A 16,568-nucleotide genomic window follows, 5' to 3' on the forward strand; every position below is an offset into this window, starting at 1 on the left:
TAGAGATCTTTTTATGAAAGACAAGCGATTAGTTGATAATTTCTGGTGTTTTAGAGATTAGCTTGTTTAGTGTCCATACAGGTTTTACATTATTGCCTTCGGCAACCCTTGTTTGCTTAACATCTAGCACATAACGGAAACCTTCTTCGTATTCAAAACCTTGGATTTCACCGCTTAGCACGTTAAAGTTACGATCGATGGTGCGACGATATTGTAGGCATTCGCCAGCAACTTTAGTACCAGTTGTACTGGTTAGTTCGCACACAGCTTTACGTGGTGCGATCTCTACTTGGAAGCTCGGGATTTCAATGATTTTAACTTCTTTGGTTTGACCTTCTAAAGTCATGACACGCGTATCATTTAGGTTGTTTGATGCACAACCTGTCAGGGCAATAGCGGCAGCGGTCAATGCGATGGCAAATTTTTTCATGATTAATCTCCTTGATTGTGATTTATTGATAAAAATTAATATCAATATAAAGTTAGAAAATCTTAATCTTAACTCTGTATTAATTTAAGTAAAATATTTACTCGATTTAAATAATAGCACGCTAATATTGCTATGATGTAACAGATTCACGGTAACATTGTATAATAAATAGGCAATGCACAAAAAAGACAGCATAAAATTAAGCTGTCTTTTTATGTCATATGGTGTGATATTAAGATTGGTGTACGGTAACCGGTGTGGCATTTTGAACATCTTCAAATGTCACGCCATCAGCAAGCTCCACCAAAACAAGCCCCTTATCGGTAACGTCATACACCCCAAGTTCGGTAATGATGCGATTAACCACGCCCTTACCTGTCAGAGGAAGCTGGCACTCAGGCAAAATCTTCGGCTCGCCATGTTTATTGACCTGCTCCATAAGCACAATAACACGCTGGACACCTGCGACCAAATCCATCGCTCCGCCCATGCCCTTGACCATTTTGTTTGGTATCATCCAATTTGCCAAATCGCCCTTTTCGGAAACTTCCATTGCCCCTAGGATGGCAAGATTGACCTTGCCGCCCCGTATCATGCCAAAAGACTGCGATGAGCTAAAAAAGCTCGCCCCCTGTTGAGCGGTTACCGTTTGCTTACCTGCGTTGATTAAATCAGCATCAATCTCGCTTTCGGTGGGGAACGCCCCAATGCCCAAAAGTCCATTTTCTGATTGAAGCATGACCGTCATGCCATCTGGAATGTAGTTGGCAACCAATGTTGGCAAACCAATGCCCAAATTCACATAATAACCGTCTTGTAATTCCAAACTGGCACGGCGTGCCATTTGCTCTCTTGTCCAGGCCATGATTTTCCCCTATGATTGTTGTCTAATGGTGCGTTGTTCAATGCGTTTTTCGGGCGTGGCATTGACCACGATACGATGTACATAAATGCCTGACAGATGAATCTCGTCAGGGTCAAGCTCGCCTATCTCCACAAGCTCTTCGACTTCCACGACCGTGATTTTACCTGCGGTCGCGACATCGGGGTTGAAGTTACGGGCAGTTTTTCTAAAAATGAGATTGCCCATTTTGTCCGCTTTATATGCCTTGACAAGCGACACATCAGCGACAAGTGAGCGTTCCATGAGATATTCTACCCCGTCAAATTCAAGCACTTCTTTGCCTTCAGCAACCTTTGTTCCCACGCCTGTTTTGGTAAAAAAAGCAGGAATGCCCGCCCCGCCTGCACGAAGTTTTTCGGCAAGCGTGCCTTGTGGGGTAAGCTCCACTTCAAGCTCGCCTGACAAAAATTGGCGTTCAAATTCCTTGTTTTCGCCCACATAAGACGCGATCATTTTTTTGATTTGGCGACTTTTTAGAAGTAGCCCAAGCCCAAAATCATCCACGCCTGCGTTATTACTGATACAGGTTAGGTTTTTTACGCCTGTGTCTCTCAGGGCGGCGATCAGGGCTTCGGGGATGCCGCACAGCCCAAACCCACCCACGGCAATCGTTTGATCATCTTTTACAATATCAGCCAGAGCGGTTTGGGCGTTGTCATATACTTTTGTCATGATGACTCCTAAGGTTAAAAGTATGGTTGATTTATTTCATTGACCAGCCATGACTGGCAATAAAGGACTGTCCTGTAAATACATTGGTTGGAAAACTTGCCAAAAACAATGCCAAAGCTGCCACATCATCAGTGGTAGTAAACTCACCATCCACAGTAGAGCCTAACATGATATTTTTTACCACCTCTTCTTCACTAATGCCTTTTTCACGAGCCTGTTCAGGGATTTGTTTTTCTACCAATGGTGTTTTGACAAAACCAGGACAGATAACATGAGAGCGGACATTATGTTTTGCTCCTTCTTTGGCAAGCGTGCGGCATAATCCCAAAAGTCCATGTTTGGCGGTAACGTAAGGGGATTTTAAAGCTGATGCTTCGTGAGAATGCACCGAACCCATATAAATGACAGTGCCAGAGTTTTTTGCATACATATGTTTTAGGGCGGCTTTTGTGGTCAAAAAAGCACCATCCAAATGTATGGCAAGCATTTTTTTCCAATCATTATAAGCAAGCTTATCAATGGGATTGATGATTTGAATGCCTGCATTGGATATTAAAGTATCCAAAGCCCCATATTCTGCCACAAAATCATCAATGGTTTGATTTACCTGATTTTCTTGTGTGACATCCAGCAATATGGCTTTTGCTTGACCACCTAAGGTTTTTATTTCATCGCAAACACCATGGGCGTGGTCTAAGTTTATGTCAGCCACACCAATCGTTGCCCCTGCTTTTGCAAATTCAAGTGCAATTTGCCTTCCAATACCACCACCTGCCCCTGTAATAAAAGCGGTTTTGTGTTTTAGGTCATGATTTATCATTCATACTCCTTTGTGTCATGATATTAAAAAGAATCAAAGAATGTGCCCAGCATAATAACACATATGGTTGCTAGAATTGGAATAGCTATGGTAACAATAGCAAGATTTACATAAGATTGCTTGTGTGTTAGGTGACAAATGGCAAACAATGTAATGACCGCACCAGAATGTGGTAGGGTATCTAGACCGCCTGCCGCCATGACAGCAACTCTATGTAGCAACTCTGGATCTATGTTATGCTCAATGGCAAGTCTCAGGTAATCTTCGCCGAGCGTTTGTAGGGCGATGCTTAGCCCACCTGATGATGAGCCTGTAATGCCTGCCAAAACACTCATGGCAACCGCTTCAGAAACCAAAGGGTTGTTTGGTGAAATGTTAAGAATGTTATCCCGCATGATGGCAAATCCCGCCATCGTGGCAATGACTGCTCCATAACCGACTTCTGATGCGGTATTAAAAATAGGCAGCATGGAGCCATAGACGCCTTTATTAACTGATTCTTGTAGCTTCTTGAAGTGTCTTAAATTTAATAAAATAAGTACAGAGCATGATGTTAATAGAGCGATGATGATAGACCATAAGCCAAGATTGGCTTTGATTTCAAGTTCGGGGAATTTGGCAGTAATCGCCCCAAAATCCATGTTGGGAAACACGCCATAAGTCAGTAAAGCATTGATGGCAATCACTAAAATAAGTGGAAGTGCCGCCAACACAAATGACATGTTGGAACTTAAAAGTTTGGTGTCATCATCTATATGGTTGCCATAGCCTTCTCCTGTTTTTTTGGCTAAGTTGGCACGGCTTTGCAACCACCAAGTTCCCAATACAAACATGATACAAGCACCAATTAACCCCAAAATAGGTGCGGCAAAGGCATTTGTCTGATAATACGGAATAGGGATGGCATTTTGAATAGCAGGCGTGCCAGGTAAAGCGGTCATGGTAAAGGTAAACGAACCAAGAGCAATACTGGCAGGTATTAAGCGTTTAGGTATGTCTGCTTGCCTAAATAGAGCTTTTGAAATGGGATAAATAGAGAAAGCAACCACAAAAAGTGACACACCGCCATAGGTCAAGATGCCACAAACCAAAACTACCACCAAAATTGCCCTGCTAGCACCTAATTTTTCGGTAATAGTATTGGCAATAGTCGTAGCTGCACCAGAATCCGCCATGAGCTGTCCAAATAACGCTCCTAATAGAAATATGGGGAAAAATTTTAATAAATATCCGCCTAGCGCCTTCATGAATGTTTCAGTGTAGGCAGGCAAAAGCAAAGTGCCATCCCCGGATAGAATAACCGCCAATGCTGCCATGAGTGGAGCTAATATTAATACAGACCAACCTCGATAAGCAAAGTACATTAAAAGCACAAGAGAGATAATAATAGCCAGAATACTCATGATAAATCACTCCATGATTGTCATGTTTGGATTGGGTTGATTTTTTTGTGAGTTTCATAAACATCATAAAACATTGAGTAAAAACCCACTAAATTAACCCTGTACAGTCCTTGAAAATCAAAAATCAAGGCAACTCAATCGCCATAGCCACCGCCTCACCGCCACCGATGCACAGGCTTGCAATGCCTTTTTTACCACCCACTCGTTTTAGGGCGTGAATGAGCGTTACCAAAATTCTTGCCCCTGATGACCCCAAAGGATGCCCTAAGGCACACGCACCACCATGAATATTAACCTTATCAGCGTCCAATTCAAAAGCATCAATGGCAGATAATGTGACCATGGCAAAGGCTTCGTTAATCTCCCATAAATCTACGTCTTTTGCCATCCACCCTGCTTTATCAAGCACCTTTTGCACCGCGCTGACAGGGGCAATGGTAAACTCGCTTGGGTGCTGGGCGTGGCTTGCGTGGGCAACAATCCGAGCCAGTACAGTCAGGTTATTGGCTTTGGCAAATTCAGCGCTTGCCACCAGCACCGCAGACGCGCCGTCTGAGATAGAGCTTGCATTGGCAGGGGTGATTGTGCCGTCTTTGGCAAAGGCAGGTTTTAGGGTTGGGATCTTATCGATATTGGCGTTGGCAGGCTGTTCGTCCGTATCCACCACGACATCGCCCTTGCGAGTGCTGACGGTAACAGGGCAAATTTCGTCTTTAAAATAACCGTTATCAATGGCATTCATGGCTTTTTTTTAGCGATGAAATGGCAAACTCGTCCATTTGGGTGCGAGTATAGCCCTTTTTGTCCGCCATTTCTTGGGCATATACACCCATGAGCTTGCCTGATTCGGCATCTTGTAAGCCGTCAAAAAACATCAAATCAAGAACTTCACCATGCCCCATACGAAAGCCCCCACGAGCCTTAGGCAAGGCATATGGGGCGTTGGTCATGGAGTCCATGCCTCCTGCGATGACGGCAGATTTGTCGCCTGCTTTGATGGCATTGCAGGCGGTCATGACAGACATGAGTCCCGAGCCACAGACTTTATTTATCATGGTTGCCCCCACGCTGTCGGGCATATTGGCAAGTCGCATGGGTTGGCGAGCGGGGGCTTGTCCCACACCTGCTGACAGCACGCATCCCATGATGACCTCATCTATCTTATCATCGGACACGCCTGCTTTATCCAGCACCGAACGAATGGCAACCGCCCCAAGCTGTGGCGATGATAGACTGGCAAACGCCCCTTGAAACGCCCCCATGGGCGTGCGAGATGCTGAGATGATGACCGGATTTGACATAAAAACTCCTTATTTGTTTGTCAAAAAATTAAACTAGAAAATAAAACCCACCTGCTATAATCAATCCTGATACAATCAGCACCATAAGACAATAGCCCATAATCGCCCTTGCGTCAAGACTTGCAATGCCTAACAATGGCAACGCCCAAAACGGCTGTATCATGTTCGTCCATGCATCACCCCAAGCAATCGCCATGGCGGTAACCTCAGGCTTAACCCCAAGGGCAAGACCTGCTGGCATCATGATAGGACCTTGCACCGCAAACTGACCACCCCCTGACGGCACAAAGACGTTCACAACCCCTGCACTCAAAAACGCCAATATGGGAAAAGTGTCGCTAGATGCATGATTTAAAAAGAAATTGGTAACTTGCGTGCCAATGGATATGCCGTCCGCATTCGCCCCTGTAACCACACCCATGATTCCCCCATAAAAAGGAAACAACAGCACAATGCCTGTAATACCACTGATACCGTCATTGACGGCACGATAATAGCGTTCTAGCGTACCATGAGCAAGTAGCCCAATGAATAAAAACAATCCAATGACGATATTTAAGCCAAAATTCATGCTTTTGCTAAATTCTACGGCAAAATACCCCACTGCTAACATCATCAAAAGTATCATCATCAGACGGTTATCGTCTAGTTTTTGGGCGGGCGTGTTGGTTGGTGGTGGCACGAAAGGATTGTCCTGTATTAATTCTGGATCAACAAGCGTTGGATTTTTTGGGTGCATGAGTGCATTTAATATCGGCACAATGAGCAAAATCAGCCCTGCAATAATAAGATTGTAAGATGAAAAAATGGTTGCAGAAATCGGCACGACATCACTCAATGTACCACCAGATAATTTGGCAAGTGTCTCACCGCCCGTGCTTAATGTGAGTGGCACAGAACCTGATAGTCCACCATGCCACACCAAAAATCCTGAATAAGCAGAAGCCACAAGCAGCGGATAATCCACGCCTCGCACTCGTTTGGCAAGGGCTTTGGCAAATACTGCCCCAATCACCAGTCCAAAACCCCAATTTAACAAACAACCAATCATCGCCACCAAAGTAACAACCACAATCGCTGTTATAGGTCGATGAACTTTACTTGCCAGCTTATCCAATAGCTTTTGAAAAATAGGGGCGTTGGCAAAGGCATAGCCCGTTACCAAAATCAGTGCCATTTGCATGGCAAAGCTATGAAGCGACCACAAACCATTACCCCAATGATGAGCCAACGCCAAAGGGGATTGACCCTTCAAGACAATCCCTGCAATAAAGGCAATGAATGTCAAGACCACAGAAAAGACAAAAGGGGATGGTAAGTAGCGATTGACCAGTTGTACGCTAAGGTTGGTAAGAGTGGCAAACATAAACATTCCTTGTTATAACTAAAAACTAAACCAAAATTCATTTTTTATTATCCTAAACCAACTTACTATTCTCTGCAAGCACTTTTTAAGTATTCAACCGCTTTAAAACAATAAAAAAGAGCGAATCTTAGTCCGCTCTTTTTTATTGTTTTAAAATATTATGCCGCTGGTTTTTGTGCGTCAGGTTCGATCACAATCACTGGCTTTTTGGCATCAGGAGATGGATTGAACTGGGTTGGTGCTGGTACGGTAGCGCCATCTTTTGGTGCAGGCAGTGTGCCGGTCTTTGAGGCGTACACCAGACCTAGAGTGCGACTGGTCTCGGTACGTACTTGGTCTAGTGGCGCAGGGTTTTTGGCTAAATCTTGACCGTATGATGGGATGATTTGTACCAGTTTATTACTCCACTCGCCTTCTACCTTGACTGGGAATGCTTTTGCCAGTAGATCAAGCATCATATAAGGCGAGGTAGATGCGCCAAGCAATGCGGTCACAGAGGCATCTTGTGAGACAAATAGCTCAGTACCGAACTGTAGCTTGGTTTTTTCACCTGGGGCGGTTTTGATGATCTGAACACGCTGACCGCCTTGGGCTTCAGTCCAATCTTCCCACTTGGCTTCTGGGTAGTATTTTTGAAGTTCGGCAAGTTTTTGATTGTCAGACAATGACACTTGGCTAACCAGATATTTCACCAAGTCCAAATTCTCAAGACCGGCGGTTGCCATTGGTACGGCATTGTCTTTGGTGGCTGATGCCATTAGGTCGGTTTGTGAGCCATTTTTTAGGAACTTATTAGAGTAAGTTGCAAATGGGCCAAACAAGACATATTTTTTGCCGTCAATCTTGCCAATTTGGCTCAAGCTCAGTTAGGTAAGTACCAAGCGTTGCCGACATGATGCCGCCACCGATCAATACCACATCGACGGTCTCACCATTAGCAGCGACTGACTTTGAGGCCACAGGACGATATAAGAATGCAATGATGGCAATCAATAGAATTGCCAACAAGATTGCAATCGTAATCAATATTTTTTTCATAAAAAATCCAAAGGCGAAATCGCCTTATGTTGTGAAACAAAAAAGATTTGGGTTACATTAATCGGTCATAAACCAATTGATATAAGCCAAATCCATGCTAAAAATGTGCTATTATATACGAAATAAACCAAAAAACTTAATTTTAAAACTTTATATCATTTTAAATTAGCAAAAATTAACAATAAATCTAATCATCGTCCTTTTTGCTGTCGCCTGGCACGACCGCTTTGACGACTTTGGTGGTGCCTTTAACCACACCTTTGGTCGTTTTGTAGGCGACTTTTACGGGTACGGTGACAACTTTATGGACGCAGCCTTGTAGGATAAAGGCAGATAGAGCGATGGTTAGTAGGATAGAAATCTTTCTCATGATACATCTCAAATGATGGAAAATTGGCGGTATTTTAGTGGTTTGTGATGATTTTTACAAACAGTTTTTAAATTAACTTAGTGACTGCATACAATTTGGGGCAGTTTTCACCACCCCAATGAAACAATCATGACAATAGGAACTGAAAGATTTAGCTGCGATAATCAGCATTGATACTGACATACTCATGCGACAAATCACAAGTATAAACCGTATCGGTACAATCACCCTGCCCCAAATCGATGCTGACGGTTATCTCAGGGCGACTCATGACCACTTGCCCCTGCTCTTCGGTATAACCGTCCGCCAGTCCGCCACGCTGACAAATGGCAATCTCGTCTAGCGACACGCTTACACGGCTTTGGTCAAATGGCACGCCTGCATAACCCACCGCCGCCAAAATCCGCCCCCAGTTCGGGTCGGACGCGAAAAATGCCGTCTTGACAAGGGGTGAGTGAGCCACCGCATAAGCGACTTTGGCACAGTCGTCCGTACTCTTACCGCCTGCTACCTTGACCGTGATAAACTTGGTCGCCCCTTCACCGTCTCGTACGATGAGTTGGGCGATTTTTAACATCACATCTTTAATAGCTTGGTAAATGGCTTGATAATGGGTATGGTTTTCGCTGTCTATCAAGTCCCCCACCTTGCCTGTAGCGATGAGTGTACAACAGTCATTGGTGGACGTATCGCCGTCAATGGTAATGCGGTTGAAGGATTGATTAGTCAAATCCACCAAGATTTTCTGTAACAGCTCTGGGCTGATATGAGCGTCTGTCGCCACAAAGCCAAGCATGGTCGCCATGTTCGGGCGTATCATACCCGCCCCTTTGCTGATGCCTGTTACCGTGTAAGTCGTGCCGTCTATCGTGGTCTGCACGCTATGTCCTTTGGGGGTGGTGTCGGTCGTCATGATGCTGTGGGCAGAGCTTAGCCAGTTATCGGCTGTCAAATCCGCCAACGCCTTATCCAGCCCTGCAATAATCCGCTCGCTCGGCAAGGTCTCGCCTATCACGCCCGTAGAGTATGGTAGTACTTCGCACGCATTCACGCCTGTTTTGTCCGCCAACGCCTGACAAGTCGCCAACGCCCTATCTATGCCGTCCTGCCCTGTGCCTGCATTGGCGTTGCCTGTATTGATAAGTAAATAGCGTGGCGTGTGCGTTTGGATATGTTTACGCACCACTTGCACAGGGGCTGCCACAAAGTAGTTTTGCGTGGTAACAACCGCCACGCTCGCCCCGTCCTCTATCTCAAACACCGTCAAATCACGGCGGTTTGCATAGCGGACACCTGCTTCACAAATGCCGATTTTTACACCATCAACGGGTAACAATGGCACAAGACTAACATCACCGACTGGCATGGGCTTCTCCTTAGATTTTTAAAATAAGTAACGATGAATTGTACCAAAGGCTTTCGCATTTTGCGAATGGGAAATTTATGTTTTTGGAGCTATCTGATTTATGTTCTAAATTTCACCTAGGTAAATATAGGAACATAAATAAAAAGCGACATACAGCCGCTTTTTATTTATGTTTGTATTAAAACGACTTTATAAACCGAACTTCGCCCAAATTGGCGCATGGTCAGACGGCTTTTCAAGTCCGCGAATGTCATAACTGATGCCAGCATCCACGCAGTCCGTGATAAGCCCGTCAGTGCATAGGATATGATCAATGCGCAGACCACGCTTTGGCGTGTCTTCAAAGCCCTTTGAGCGATAATCAAACCAGCTAAATTGATCGGCATTATCTGGGTTGAATTTACGATAAGTGTCGTGCAGATTGCGACTCATTAGGTCACTGTACCATTCGCGCTCTTCTGGTAGGAATGAGCAGGTACCATTTCTAAGCCAGCGCTTAGCATTCGCATCGCCAATACCCACATCATTATCATGCGGAGAGATGTTCATGTCGCCCATGACGATCAGCTCGCGTCCTTGTCCTTTTAGCTCATCGATATAAGTATTCAAATCCGCATAAAAAGCACGCTTCATCGGGAATTTCGTCTCGTGGCTGCGATTCTCACCTTGGGGAAAATAGCCATTAATTACATCAATCTCACGCCCATCAATGTCAAAGCGTGCATGAATCAGACGTCTTTGCGCGTCTGGATCGCCAAATGGGAAGCCTTTTTGGACGAAGATCGGCGCATTTTTGGATAATATCGCCACGCCATAATGTGCTTTTTGTCCAAAAAATTCCACATGATAGCCCAAGCTTTGCACATCTGCCAAGGGGAATGCTTCGTTATGCACTTTGGTCTCTTGTAGGCCGATGATGTCAGCACCCAGCATATCACGCACGGCGATCAGCTGATGAGGTCTGGCACGAAGTCCGTTAATATTAAAACTTACAAAAGTGGTCATGTTTGGCTCTTTATTGCTTCTTAAATCATGGCATATTGTAACAAATTCTTGTGAAAAAATTTTAAAAATTTATCAAAGTCAGTGTACAATAATTTCAAATTCTAGCGAGGAAACATGAATGAGCACACCGATTTTTCATGCCAATTATAAGGTTTATATCAACCACACGGATGCAGGTGGCATTGTCTATCATGCCAATCATTTGACCTTTTTTGAAAACTGTCGTAGGGATTGGCTCACATCGCTTGGCTTTGATGGCTATTTTTTTGACACAGACGGCATGGCAACTGGCACGGACGGACATACGGGCAAGGTGCATTTTGTGGTGAGCCGTGCTGATTTGACGTATAAATCACCACTATTGGTGGATGATATGATTGTCGTTACGGTAACGGATGTGGTCAAAAAATCCGCAAGCCTTATTCTAAGCCAGCACATCTACCGATGTGATGATGATTTCAAAAATGGCAAAATCGCCACCGCAGGCGTGATTACCCTTGCCTGCGTGATGAACAGCGAGAAAGGCATTCGTCCGCATCGCCTGCCTACGGCATTTCGCTGATGGCAGTCTCTCTACTTAGTGTTAATCGGCTGTCCTATCATGCCGCTGATCGCACGCTGTTAGATGATGTGACTTTTGATTTAAATTTTGGTCAAAAAGTTGCCCTAGTCGGTCGCTCTGGCTCTGGTAAATCGGTGTTGTTACAAGCCTTAGCCGATTTGTTACCTTTGGATAATGCCGTTACCGATAGGATTATGTTAAATAAAAATGGGAAACTAACATCCCTTAGTCAAATCCCCCCCCACCCGATTATCGCTCTGCCGTTGCCCTATTTCATCAAACGCCCAGTCTATCGGACGGCACGGTGCTTGACAATCTAACCGCCCCCTTTGATTTTAAATACCACCAAAACAAAACCTTTGATAAAAATTGGCATTTACAAAAACTTGCCACACTTGGCAAAAATGACAATTTTATCGACCAATCAACCCATGAGCTGTCAGGGGGCGAACGCCAAATCGTGAGCTTTTTGCGAACGTTGCAATTTAACCCAACGGTTGCCCTATTTGATGAGACCACGTCCGCCCTTGATGATGAAACGGCACATTTGCTCATTGGGTTCGTGCTAGATTGGCATGATGACACCAAAGCCTTGATTTGGGTTACGCACACACCAAGCGAACAACAAGCGTTGGGGGCGGATTTGTGGCGTATGGATAATGGTGTGTTGGCGGTGTAAATTATAACAATCACACTTACCCTAACCGACATCGCCCTAGCCAGCACCCTACTGCTTATCACGATAGGCGTGTCGGCATACCTGCGACTTGGCTTAGTCGGTACGCTCATCATGGCAGGGGTGCGGACGGTCGTGCAGTTGTCCATGATTGGGCTGATTTTGGCGTGGGTGTTCGCTCGGGAGAGTGAGTGGCAGGTGCTTGCGATTTTAACCATCATGACACTCATTTTAAAGGTGTCGCCTTGGTATCGCCCCCAGTACATCATACCGATTTTGGGGCTGATTTTGGGCAATTCTTTGACCGCCATATCCTTGACCACCAACGAACTTGTGAACGCCATGCACGACAAGCAAGCCCTTATCAAATCTCGCCTATCGCTGTCGGCGACCCCCTTTGAAGCGGTGCATGAGCTTGTCAAATCGGCGGTGCTAAATGGCCTAACCCCAACCATCAATTCCATGCTCGTGGTTGGACTGGTGAGCCTGCCAGGGATGATGACAGGGCAGATACTGGCAGGGGCTGACCCCACACAGGCGGTACACTATCAGATTGTTACCATGTTTTTTATCTGTGCGGGCAGTACGCTGTCGGCGGGGCTGGTGGTTCAGCGGTTTTTTGATGAACGTGGGCGGTTTGTGGTGAATGCAAAAACAGCTCCATGATAGAAGCTGTTTTAATTTAAGCAAGATTACAAAAACTTCGTAATCAGTCGCAATGGCAAATATTTCATGCCCAGCCCAATCGGTAGCCACGGCCACGCAGGGACATAGGCTTCATCGACTTTAGCTTCAATGGCTTTGACAATCACGTCTGCCCCTTCGTCTTCTTCGACTTCAAAGGGCAGATATTTTGCCCCGATATTTAGGTCGGTACGCACATAACCAGGGTAAATGGTGGACACCGTAATCGGCAGTTTTTCGCTAATGGTGTCGGCTCGTATCCCCTCGGCAAGAGCTGCCAAACCTGCCTTAGCGGCGGCGTAAGTGGTCAAATGACGTGGCAGACCACGCACTGCAGACATGCTAGATATGACCACCAAATGACCGCTGTTTTGACGGCGGAAAATCTGCATGGCGGATTCACATTGAGCAAGGGCGGAGATAAAATTCGTCTCGGCAGTCGCACGATTAATGGCAAACCGCCCATGCCCAATGACACGACTGTCGCCCACGCCTGCGTTTACGATGATTTTATCAAGTATGCCGCCATCATTTTCGATGTCTTTGACAAATTCTTCAAACACGTTAAAAATATCATCATAGGCTGTCACATCAAGTGTGCGCACATAGACCTTGATGCCAAATTCTTTTTCAAGCTCGACTTTTAAGGCTTCTAGTCGGTCAAGGCGTCTGGCACAAATCGCCAAATCATAACCCAAAAAGGCAAATTTACGAGCCATCATTGCCCCAAGCCCCGAGCTTGCCCCTGTAATCAGTACGGTTTTGCCTTGACCGATACCACGAATATCATTCAAATCTTTAATTTTATTAAACTTATTAGCAACCACTCGCCCGAATTTATCGGCTTTGGCAAATACTTCTTCTAATTTTTTCATAATAAATCCAAAAAATAATGAAATAAAAATAGCGAATCAAATAAGCTCGCTATTTTAACGTATTTTTAATAAAATTCCCAATGGTTTAATGTGTACAATCAATCACATGCACAGCGCTTATGGACGGTTTAGCTTGCTGATTAGCTTGGCTGCTGATGCACCCGCACCATCTATCAAGGTATCAATTGATGAGCTCATTTGTTCGGTCAATCCCAGCTTTTCTGCCAATGTAGGCTTACTTCGTAATTGTAATGAATATACATTGTGGTTATCCATAAGATTAAGGACATAAGCATCAGAAGTACCCACTTCATCCACAAGGTTCAACGCAAGTGCATCTTCGCCGAACCAAAATTCACCTGTAGCGATCTTATCGACATCAAGGCTTGGGCGATGTTTTTTGACGAATGCTTTAAATAACTCGTGGATTCGGTCGATTTCCTCTTGATATTTGGCGCGATCTTCGTCAGTGTTCTCGCCGAATACTGTCACGGTACGCTTATACTCGCCTGCTGTGAACATCTCATAGCCGATGTTGTGTTTTTTCATCAGTTCGTGAAAATTGGGTAGCTGGCTTACCACACCCACCGAGCCGATGATGCCAAAGTCAGAGACAATGATTTTATCTGCGACACAGGCCATCATGTAGCCACCGCTGGCTGCGATTTTATCCACGCATACTGTCAAGCCTAACCCTGCTGATTTGATGCGATCAAGCTGTGCTGCCGCCAGACCATAAGCATTGACCTGACCGCCGCCACTTTCTAGGCGCAGAACCACTTCATCGCCTGCTTTGGCTGTTGTGATGATGGTGCTGATCTCTTCGCGCAGATGCGCAACCGCGCTTGCTTTGATGTCACCATCAAAATCTAGCACGTAGATGGTGTTGGCATCATCTGCAATATCAGATTGATCTGTGCCTTTTTTGCTTGATTTGGCCAATTTACACAGCTTAGAGAAGCATGACTGTTTGTCTTCTTTGGCTTCTTGGGTTGCCTCGAATTGCTTTTGGCGTTTTTGCTTGACTTTATTTAGGTGAATGATTTGTAATTCAACGGGTTTTTTTGATGAATGAAATAGCATAAATTTTCCTGCGATTTATAAAAAGTATAATGTGATGAAATGAGTTAAGTTTACATAGGGCTTAATGCGTCAATTTACAGCAACTTATACAAAAAATAACAAACTAAAGCCCGTGCGGTCTAATCATCGGACAGATTCTTTAGGCCGATGCCGCGCAGTCGTCCTCGACCGTCAATATCACGAACGATCAGCGACCAAGAGTAATTTAAGCGCACCTCATCTCCTTTGACGGGTTCTGTCTTAAAGTGCGCCATCATGAACTCTTCGACAGTTTTGTCGCGCGCTTCGCTTAATTTTTCCATCAGCTCATCATCAATGCCTGACAGCCCTACCGCATTAGGTGGTAAGGTGAATATGTCAAGTGCTGTCGCCATGGGTGCCATTTTGCCCAGACGATTCTGACTAAGTGCGCGCGTGGCGAGATTATAAAACGGCAGATCCATGATACGTGCATGCGGTGACAGCAGCCAATCCCCGTAGAATTCGCTGTTCTTTTGGTATTGTGTGGCGAAGTTGTTGAAGACTTTGGCGATGTTCGCAGCCCAGTCGCCTGACAGTGCATACCACACGATGTCACCGACTTTTAGAACGGTGTCTTCATCAACCTTAATCAAATGCTCTCCGCGCACCACTGCAAATACAGCAATCTCATGCGAATTAACCTTACTTGAGATGTCTTGGGGGTGACGCCCGATGGCAAAAGCACCAACTTTAACCTCAAATTCATAGAGTGTGATGTTCGCCTGATCGCCCACCCAGATTTCATGTTCCGCCTTAGGCTCGGCATCTGTCGGCACCCACACCTTAAAGACGCGCGACATGAACGGAATGGTCGCGCCTTGTGCTAGTAGCGACAGGATAACGACGCCAAAGGTAATATTAAACGCCAAACTTGCGCCCTGTACGTTGCTCATCACAGGAATGATGGCAAGTGTAATAGGCACCGCACCGCGCAAGCCAACCCATGAGATAAATCCGATTTCTTTTAATCGAAACCCAAAAGGTAAAAGACTCGTAGCCACGGCAACAGGACGCGCAACAAACAACAAAAACAAGAAAATAATCAATGAATAATGCCAAACTTTCAGCATCTCAGATGGTGTGACGAGTAGCCCCAATACAACAAACAGTATCGCCTGAGACAGCCAAGCGAAGCTATCCATCACGCGCAGTACATGCTCGGTGGCACGTACCTTGGTATTACCGATGATGATACCGGTCAGATACACCGCCAAAAATCCACTACCACCCAGCAGGTTTGTAGCACCGAACACCGCAAGGCCAGCTGACAGAATCAAAATGGCATACATACCATCTGCTAGATACACCTTTGGCAGCAGGCGAGAGATTGCCCAGCCAGCCGCCAGACCTACCATCAAACCCACGCCAATCTGCTGAATGAGCATGGCGATCACACTGCCAATGCTCTGACTCTGCGGATCTAGATTTAGCGCGATCATCACCGTTACTAATAGAATCGCTAAGGGGTCGTTCGCGCCTGACTCTAGCTCTAGCGTCGCCTGTACACGGTCATTTAACTTGACCCCGCCATTACGCAGTAGACTAAATACCGCTGCCGCATCGGTACTACCGACAATCGCCGCCATCAAAAGGCCTAATCGCCAATCAATGTCCAAAAGCCAAGTGGCAAAAAACCCAAGCGCAAGAACAGTCGCCAATACACCCCAAGTCGCCAAAGTGATGGCGGGTCTTAATCCCACACGAAATGAGTTCAATGATGTTCTAAGACCACCGTCAAGCAAGATGCAAGCAAGCGCTGCCTGCCCAATAAAGTTCGCCACTGCATATTCTTGGAACTGAATGCCAAGCACGCCCTCTTCGCCTGCAAGCATCCCCACGCCCAAGAAAAAAAGTAATAAAGGAACTCCCAGACGCGCCGAGAGCGTGCTGGTCATGATGCTAATAAAAAGCAGGGCTGACCCCACCAGATAAATAATATTTAACGCATCCATTGGGCGTGATTTCCCCCTTGTTTTTGGCGATTGGATTGAT

17 protein-coding genes and 2 pseudogenes are annotated in these 16,568 nt (G+C 45.5%); 4 read left to right on the forward strand and 15 right to left on the reverse strand.

The window, feature by feature from the left end; all coding sequences use genetic code 11:
* Window positions 1-28 precede the first annotated feature (28 nt).
* The 12 genes and pseudogenes from DYD54_RS05565 to xthA all read right to left on the reverse strand — a co-directional run bounded on the left by DYD54_RS05565 (window position 29) and on the right by xthA (window position 10,675).
* Window positions 29-430: a DUF4377 domain-containing protein gene (locus DYD54_RS05565; protein ID WP_063514091.1), complete on the reverse strand. Its 402-nt coding sequence runs from the start codon at window positions 428-430 to the stop codon at window positions 29-31.
* A 232-nt stretch (window positions 431-662) separates the two neighbouring features.
* A complete protein-coding gene (locus DYD54_RS05570; protein ID WP_063514092.1) occupies window positions 663-1,295 on the reverse strand; it encodes a 3-oxoacid CoA-transferase subunit B in 633 nt (210 codons plus the stop codon).
* A 9-nt stretch (window positions 1,296-1,304) separates the two neighbouring features.
* Window positions 1,305-2,006, reverse strand: coding sequence for a CoA transferase subunit A (locus DYD54_RS05575; RefSeq protein WP_063514093.1), 702 nt, complete (start codon window positions 2,004-2,006; stop codon window positions 1,305-1,307).
* Window positions 2,007-2,037: 31 nt separating this feature from the next.
* Window positions 2,038-2,826, reverse strand: coding sequence for a 3-hydroxybutyrate dehydrogenase (locus DYD54_RS05580; protein ID WP_046696598.1), 789 nt, complete (start codon window positions 2,824-2,826; stop codon window positions 2,038-2,040).
* Window positions 2,827-2,849: 23 nt separating this feature from the next.
* Entirely contained in the window at window positions 2,850-4,232 is a 1,383-nt protein-coding gene (locus DYD54_RS05585) for a GntP family permease (RefSeq protein ID WP_063514094.1), read from the reverse strand.
* A 121-nt stretch (window positions 4,233-4,353) separates the two neighbouring features.
* Window positions 4,354-5,530 (reverse strand): annotated as a pseudogene (locus tag DYD54_RS05590) (thiolase family protein).
* Between the two features lie 28 nt (window positions 5,531-5,558).
* On the reverse strand, window positions 5,559-6,896 hold the full coding sequence (locus tag DYD54_RS05595) for a short-chain fatty acid transporter (RefSeq protein ID WP_063514095.1): 1,338 nt from the start codon (window positions 6,894-6,896) through the stop codon (window positions 5,559-5,561).
* 287 nt (window positions 6,897-7,183) lie between these two features.
* A pseudogene (locus tag DYD54_RS05600) lies at window positions 7,184-7,738 on the reverse strand (malate:quinone oxidoreductase); the annotation flags it as partial.
* Window positions 7,734-7,934 carry a malate:quinone oxidoreductase gene (locus tag DYD54_RS05605; RefSeq protein WP_063514097.1) on the reverse strand — a complete coding sequence of 67 codons (201 nt, stop codon included), beginning with the start codon at window positions 7,932-7,934 and terminating at the stop codon, window positions 7,734-7,736. The gene DYD54_RS05605 and the pseudogene DYD54_RS05600, both read right to left, overlap by 5 nt.
* Window positions 7,935-8,121: 187 nt before the next feature.
* Window positions 8,122-8,304: an NF038104 family lipoprotein gene (locus tag DYD54_RS05610; RefSeq protein ID WP_046699990.1), complete on the reverse strand. Its 183-nt coding sequence runs from the start codon at window positions 8,302-8,304 to the stop codon at window positions 8,122-8,124.
* Between the two features lie 151 nt (window positions 8,305-8,455).
* On the reverse strand, window positions 8,456-9,670 hold the full coding sequence (argJ, locus tag DYD54_RS05615) for a bifunctional glutamate N-acetyltransferase/amino-acid acetyltransferase ArgJ (protein WP_063514098.1): 1,215 nt from the start codon (window positions 9,668-9,670) through the stop codon (window positions 8,456-8,458).
* Between the two features lie 189 nt (window positions 9,671-9,859).
* Entirely contained in the window at window positions 9,860-10,675 is an 816-nt protein-coding gene (gene xthA / locus DYD54_RS05620; RefSeq protein WP_063514099.1) for an exodeoxyribonuclease III, read from the reverse strand.
* Window positions 10,676-10,793: 118 nt separating this feature from the next.
* Here xthA and DYD54_RS05625 point away from each other — a divergent pair, with 118 nt between their 5' ends.
* Genes DYD54_RS05625 through DYD54_RS05640 form a run of 4 tightly spaced genes read left to right on the forward strand, consistent with a single transcriptional unit; the run spans window position 10,794 to window position 12,579 of the window.
* Complete coding sequence (locus tag DYD54_RS05625; protein WP_063514100.1) at window positions 10,794-11,237, forward strand: thioesterase family protein; 444 nt, start codon at window positions 10,794-10,796, stop codon at window positions 11,235-11,237.
* Window positions 11,237-11,557 carry an ATP-binding cassette domain-containing protein gene (locus DYD54_RS05630; protein WP_084260625.1) on the forward strand — a complete coding sequence of 107 codons (321 nt, stop codon included), beginning with the start codon at window positions 11,237-11,239 and terminating at the stop codon, window positions 11,555-11,557. Before DYD54_RS05625 ends, DYD54_RS05630 begins: the two co-directional genes overlap by 1 nt.
* Window positions 11,542-11,916, forward strand: coding sequence for an ATP-binding cassette domain-containing protein (locus tag DYD54_RS05635; RefSeq protein ID WP_084260626.1), 375 nt, complete (start codon window positions 11,542-11,544; stop codon window positions 11,914-11,916). The genes DYD54_RS05630 and DYD54_RS05635 overlap by 16 nt, the downstream gene beginning before the upstream one ends.
* A 30-nt stretch (window positions 11,917-11,946) precedes the next feature.
* On the forward strand, window positions 11,947-12,579 hold the full coding sequence (locus DYD54_RS05640) for an ABC transporter permease (protein ID WP_228703618.1): 633 nt from the start codon (window positions 11,947-11,949) through the stop codon (window positions 12,577-12,579).
* Window positions 12,580-12,605: 26 nt separating this feature from the next.
* On the opposite strand, the gene DYD54_RS05645 is transcribed toward DYD54_RS05640, so the two are convergent.
* The 3 genes from DYD54_RS05645 to DYD54_RS05655 form a co-directional block, all read right to left on the reverse strand.
* A complete protein-coding gene (locus DYD54_RS05645; protein WP_063514102.1) occupies window positions 12,606-13,472 on the reverse strand; it encodes an SDR family oxidoreductase in 867 nt (288 codons plus the stop codon).
* A gap of 117 nt (window positions 13,473-13,589) precedes the next feature.
* Window positions 13,590-14,555 carry a protease SohB gene (gene sohB, locus DYD54_RS05650; protein ID WP_063514103.1) on the reverse strand — a complete coding sequence of 322 codons (966 nt, stop codon included), beginning with the start codon at window positions 14,553-14,555 and terminating at the stop codon, window positions 13,590-13,592.
* A 119-nt stretch (window positions 14,556-14,674) separates the two neighbouring features.
* Window positions 14,675-16,528, reverse strand: coding sequence for a potassium/proton antiporter (locus DYD54_RS05655; RefSeq protein ID WP_063514104.1), 1,854 nt, complete (start codon window positions 16,526-16,528; stop codon window positions 14,675-14,677).
* Window positions 16,529-16,568: the final 40 nt, after the last annotated feature.

The sequence above is a fragment of the Moraxella ovis genome, assembly GCF_900453105.1.
GTDB lineage: Bacteria > Pseudomonadota > Gammaproteobacteria > Pseudomonadales > Moraxellaceae > Moraxella > Moraxella ovis.

Excerpts from the sequence above, each read along its gene's own strand:
- DYD54_RS05655 (WP_063514104.1), bottom strand. The coding sequence starts at position 16,528 with ATGGATGCGTTAAATATTATTTATCTGGTGGGGTCAGCCCTGCTTTTT.
- DYD54_RS05595 (WP_063514095.1), bottom strand. The coding sequence starts at position 6,896 with ATGTTTGCCACTCTTACCAACCTTAGCGTACAACTGGTCAATCGCTAC.
- xthA (WP_063514099.1), bottom strand. The coding sequence starts at position 10,675 with ATGACCACTTTTGTAAGTTTTAATATTAACGGACTTCGTGCCAGACCT.
- DYD54_RS05630 (WP_084260625.1), top strand. The coding sequence starts at position 11,237 with ATGGCAGTCTCTCTACTTAGTGTTAATCGGCTGTCCTATCATGCCGCT.
- DYD54_RS05605 (WP_063514097.1), bottom strand. The coding sequence starts at position 7,934 with ATGAAAAAAATATTGATTACGATTGCAATCTTGTTGGCAATTCTATTG.
- sohB (WP_063514103.1), bottom strand. The coding sequence starts at position 14,555 with ATGCTATTTCATTCATCAAAAAAACCCGTTGAATTACAAATCATTCAC.
- DYD54_RS05565 (WP_063514091.1), bottom strand. The coding sequence starts at position 430 with ATGAAAAAATTTGCCATCGCATTGACCGCTGCCGCTATTGCCCTGACA.
- argJ (WP_063514098.1), bottom strand. The coding sequence starts at position 9,670 with ATGCCAGTCGGTGATGTTAGTCTTGTGCCATTGTTACCCGTTGATGGT.
- DYD54_RS05575 (WP_063514093.1), bottom strand. The coding sequence starts at position 2,006 with ATGACAAAAGTATATGACAACGCCCAAACCGCTCTGGCTGATATTGTA.
- DYD54_RS05610 (WP_046699990.1), bottom strand. The coding sequence starts at position 8,304 with ATGAGAAAGATTTCTATCCTACTAACCATCGCTCTATCTGCCTTTATC.
- DYD54_RS05645 (WP_063514102.1), bottom strand. The coding sequence starts at position 13,472 with ATGAAAAAATTAGAAGAAGTATTTGCCAAAGCCGATAAATTCGGGCGA.
- DYD54_RS05580 (WP_046696598.1), bottom strand. The coding sequence starts at position 2,826 with ATGATAAATCATGACCTAAAACACAAAACCGCTTTTATTACAGGGGCA.
- DYD54_RS05570 (WP_063514092.1), bottom strand. The coding sequence starts at position 1,295 with ATGGCCTGGACAAGAGAGCAAATGGCACGCCGTGCCAGTTTGGAATTA.
- DYD54_RS05625 (WP_063514100.1), top strand. The coding sequence starts at position 10,794 with ATGAGCACACCGATTTTTCATGCCAATTATAAGGTTTATATCAACCAC.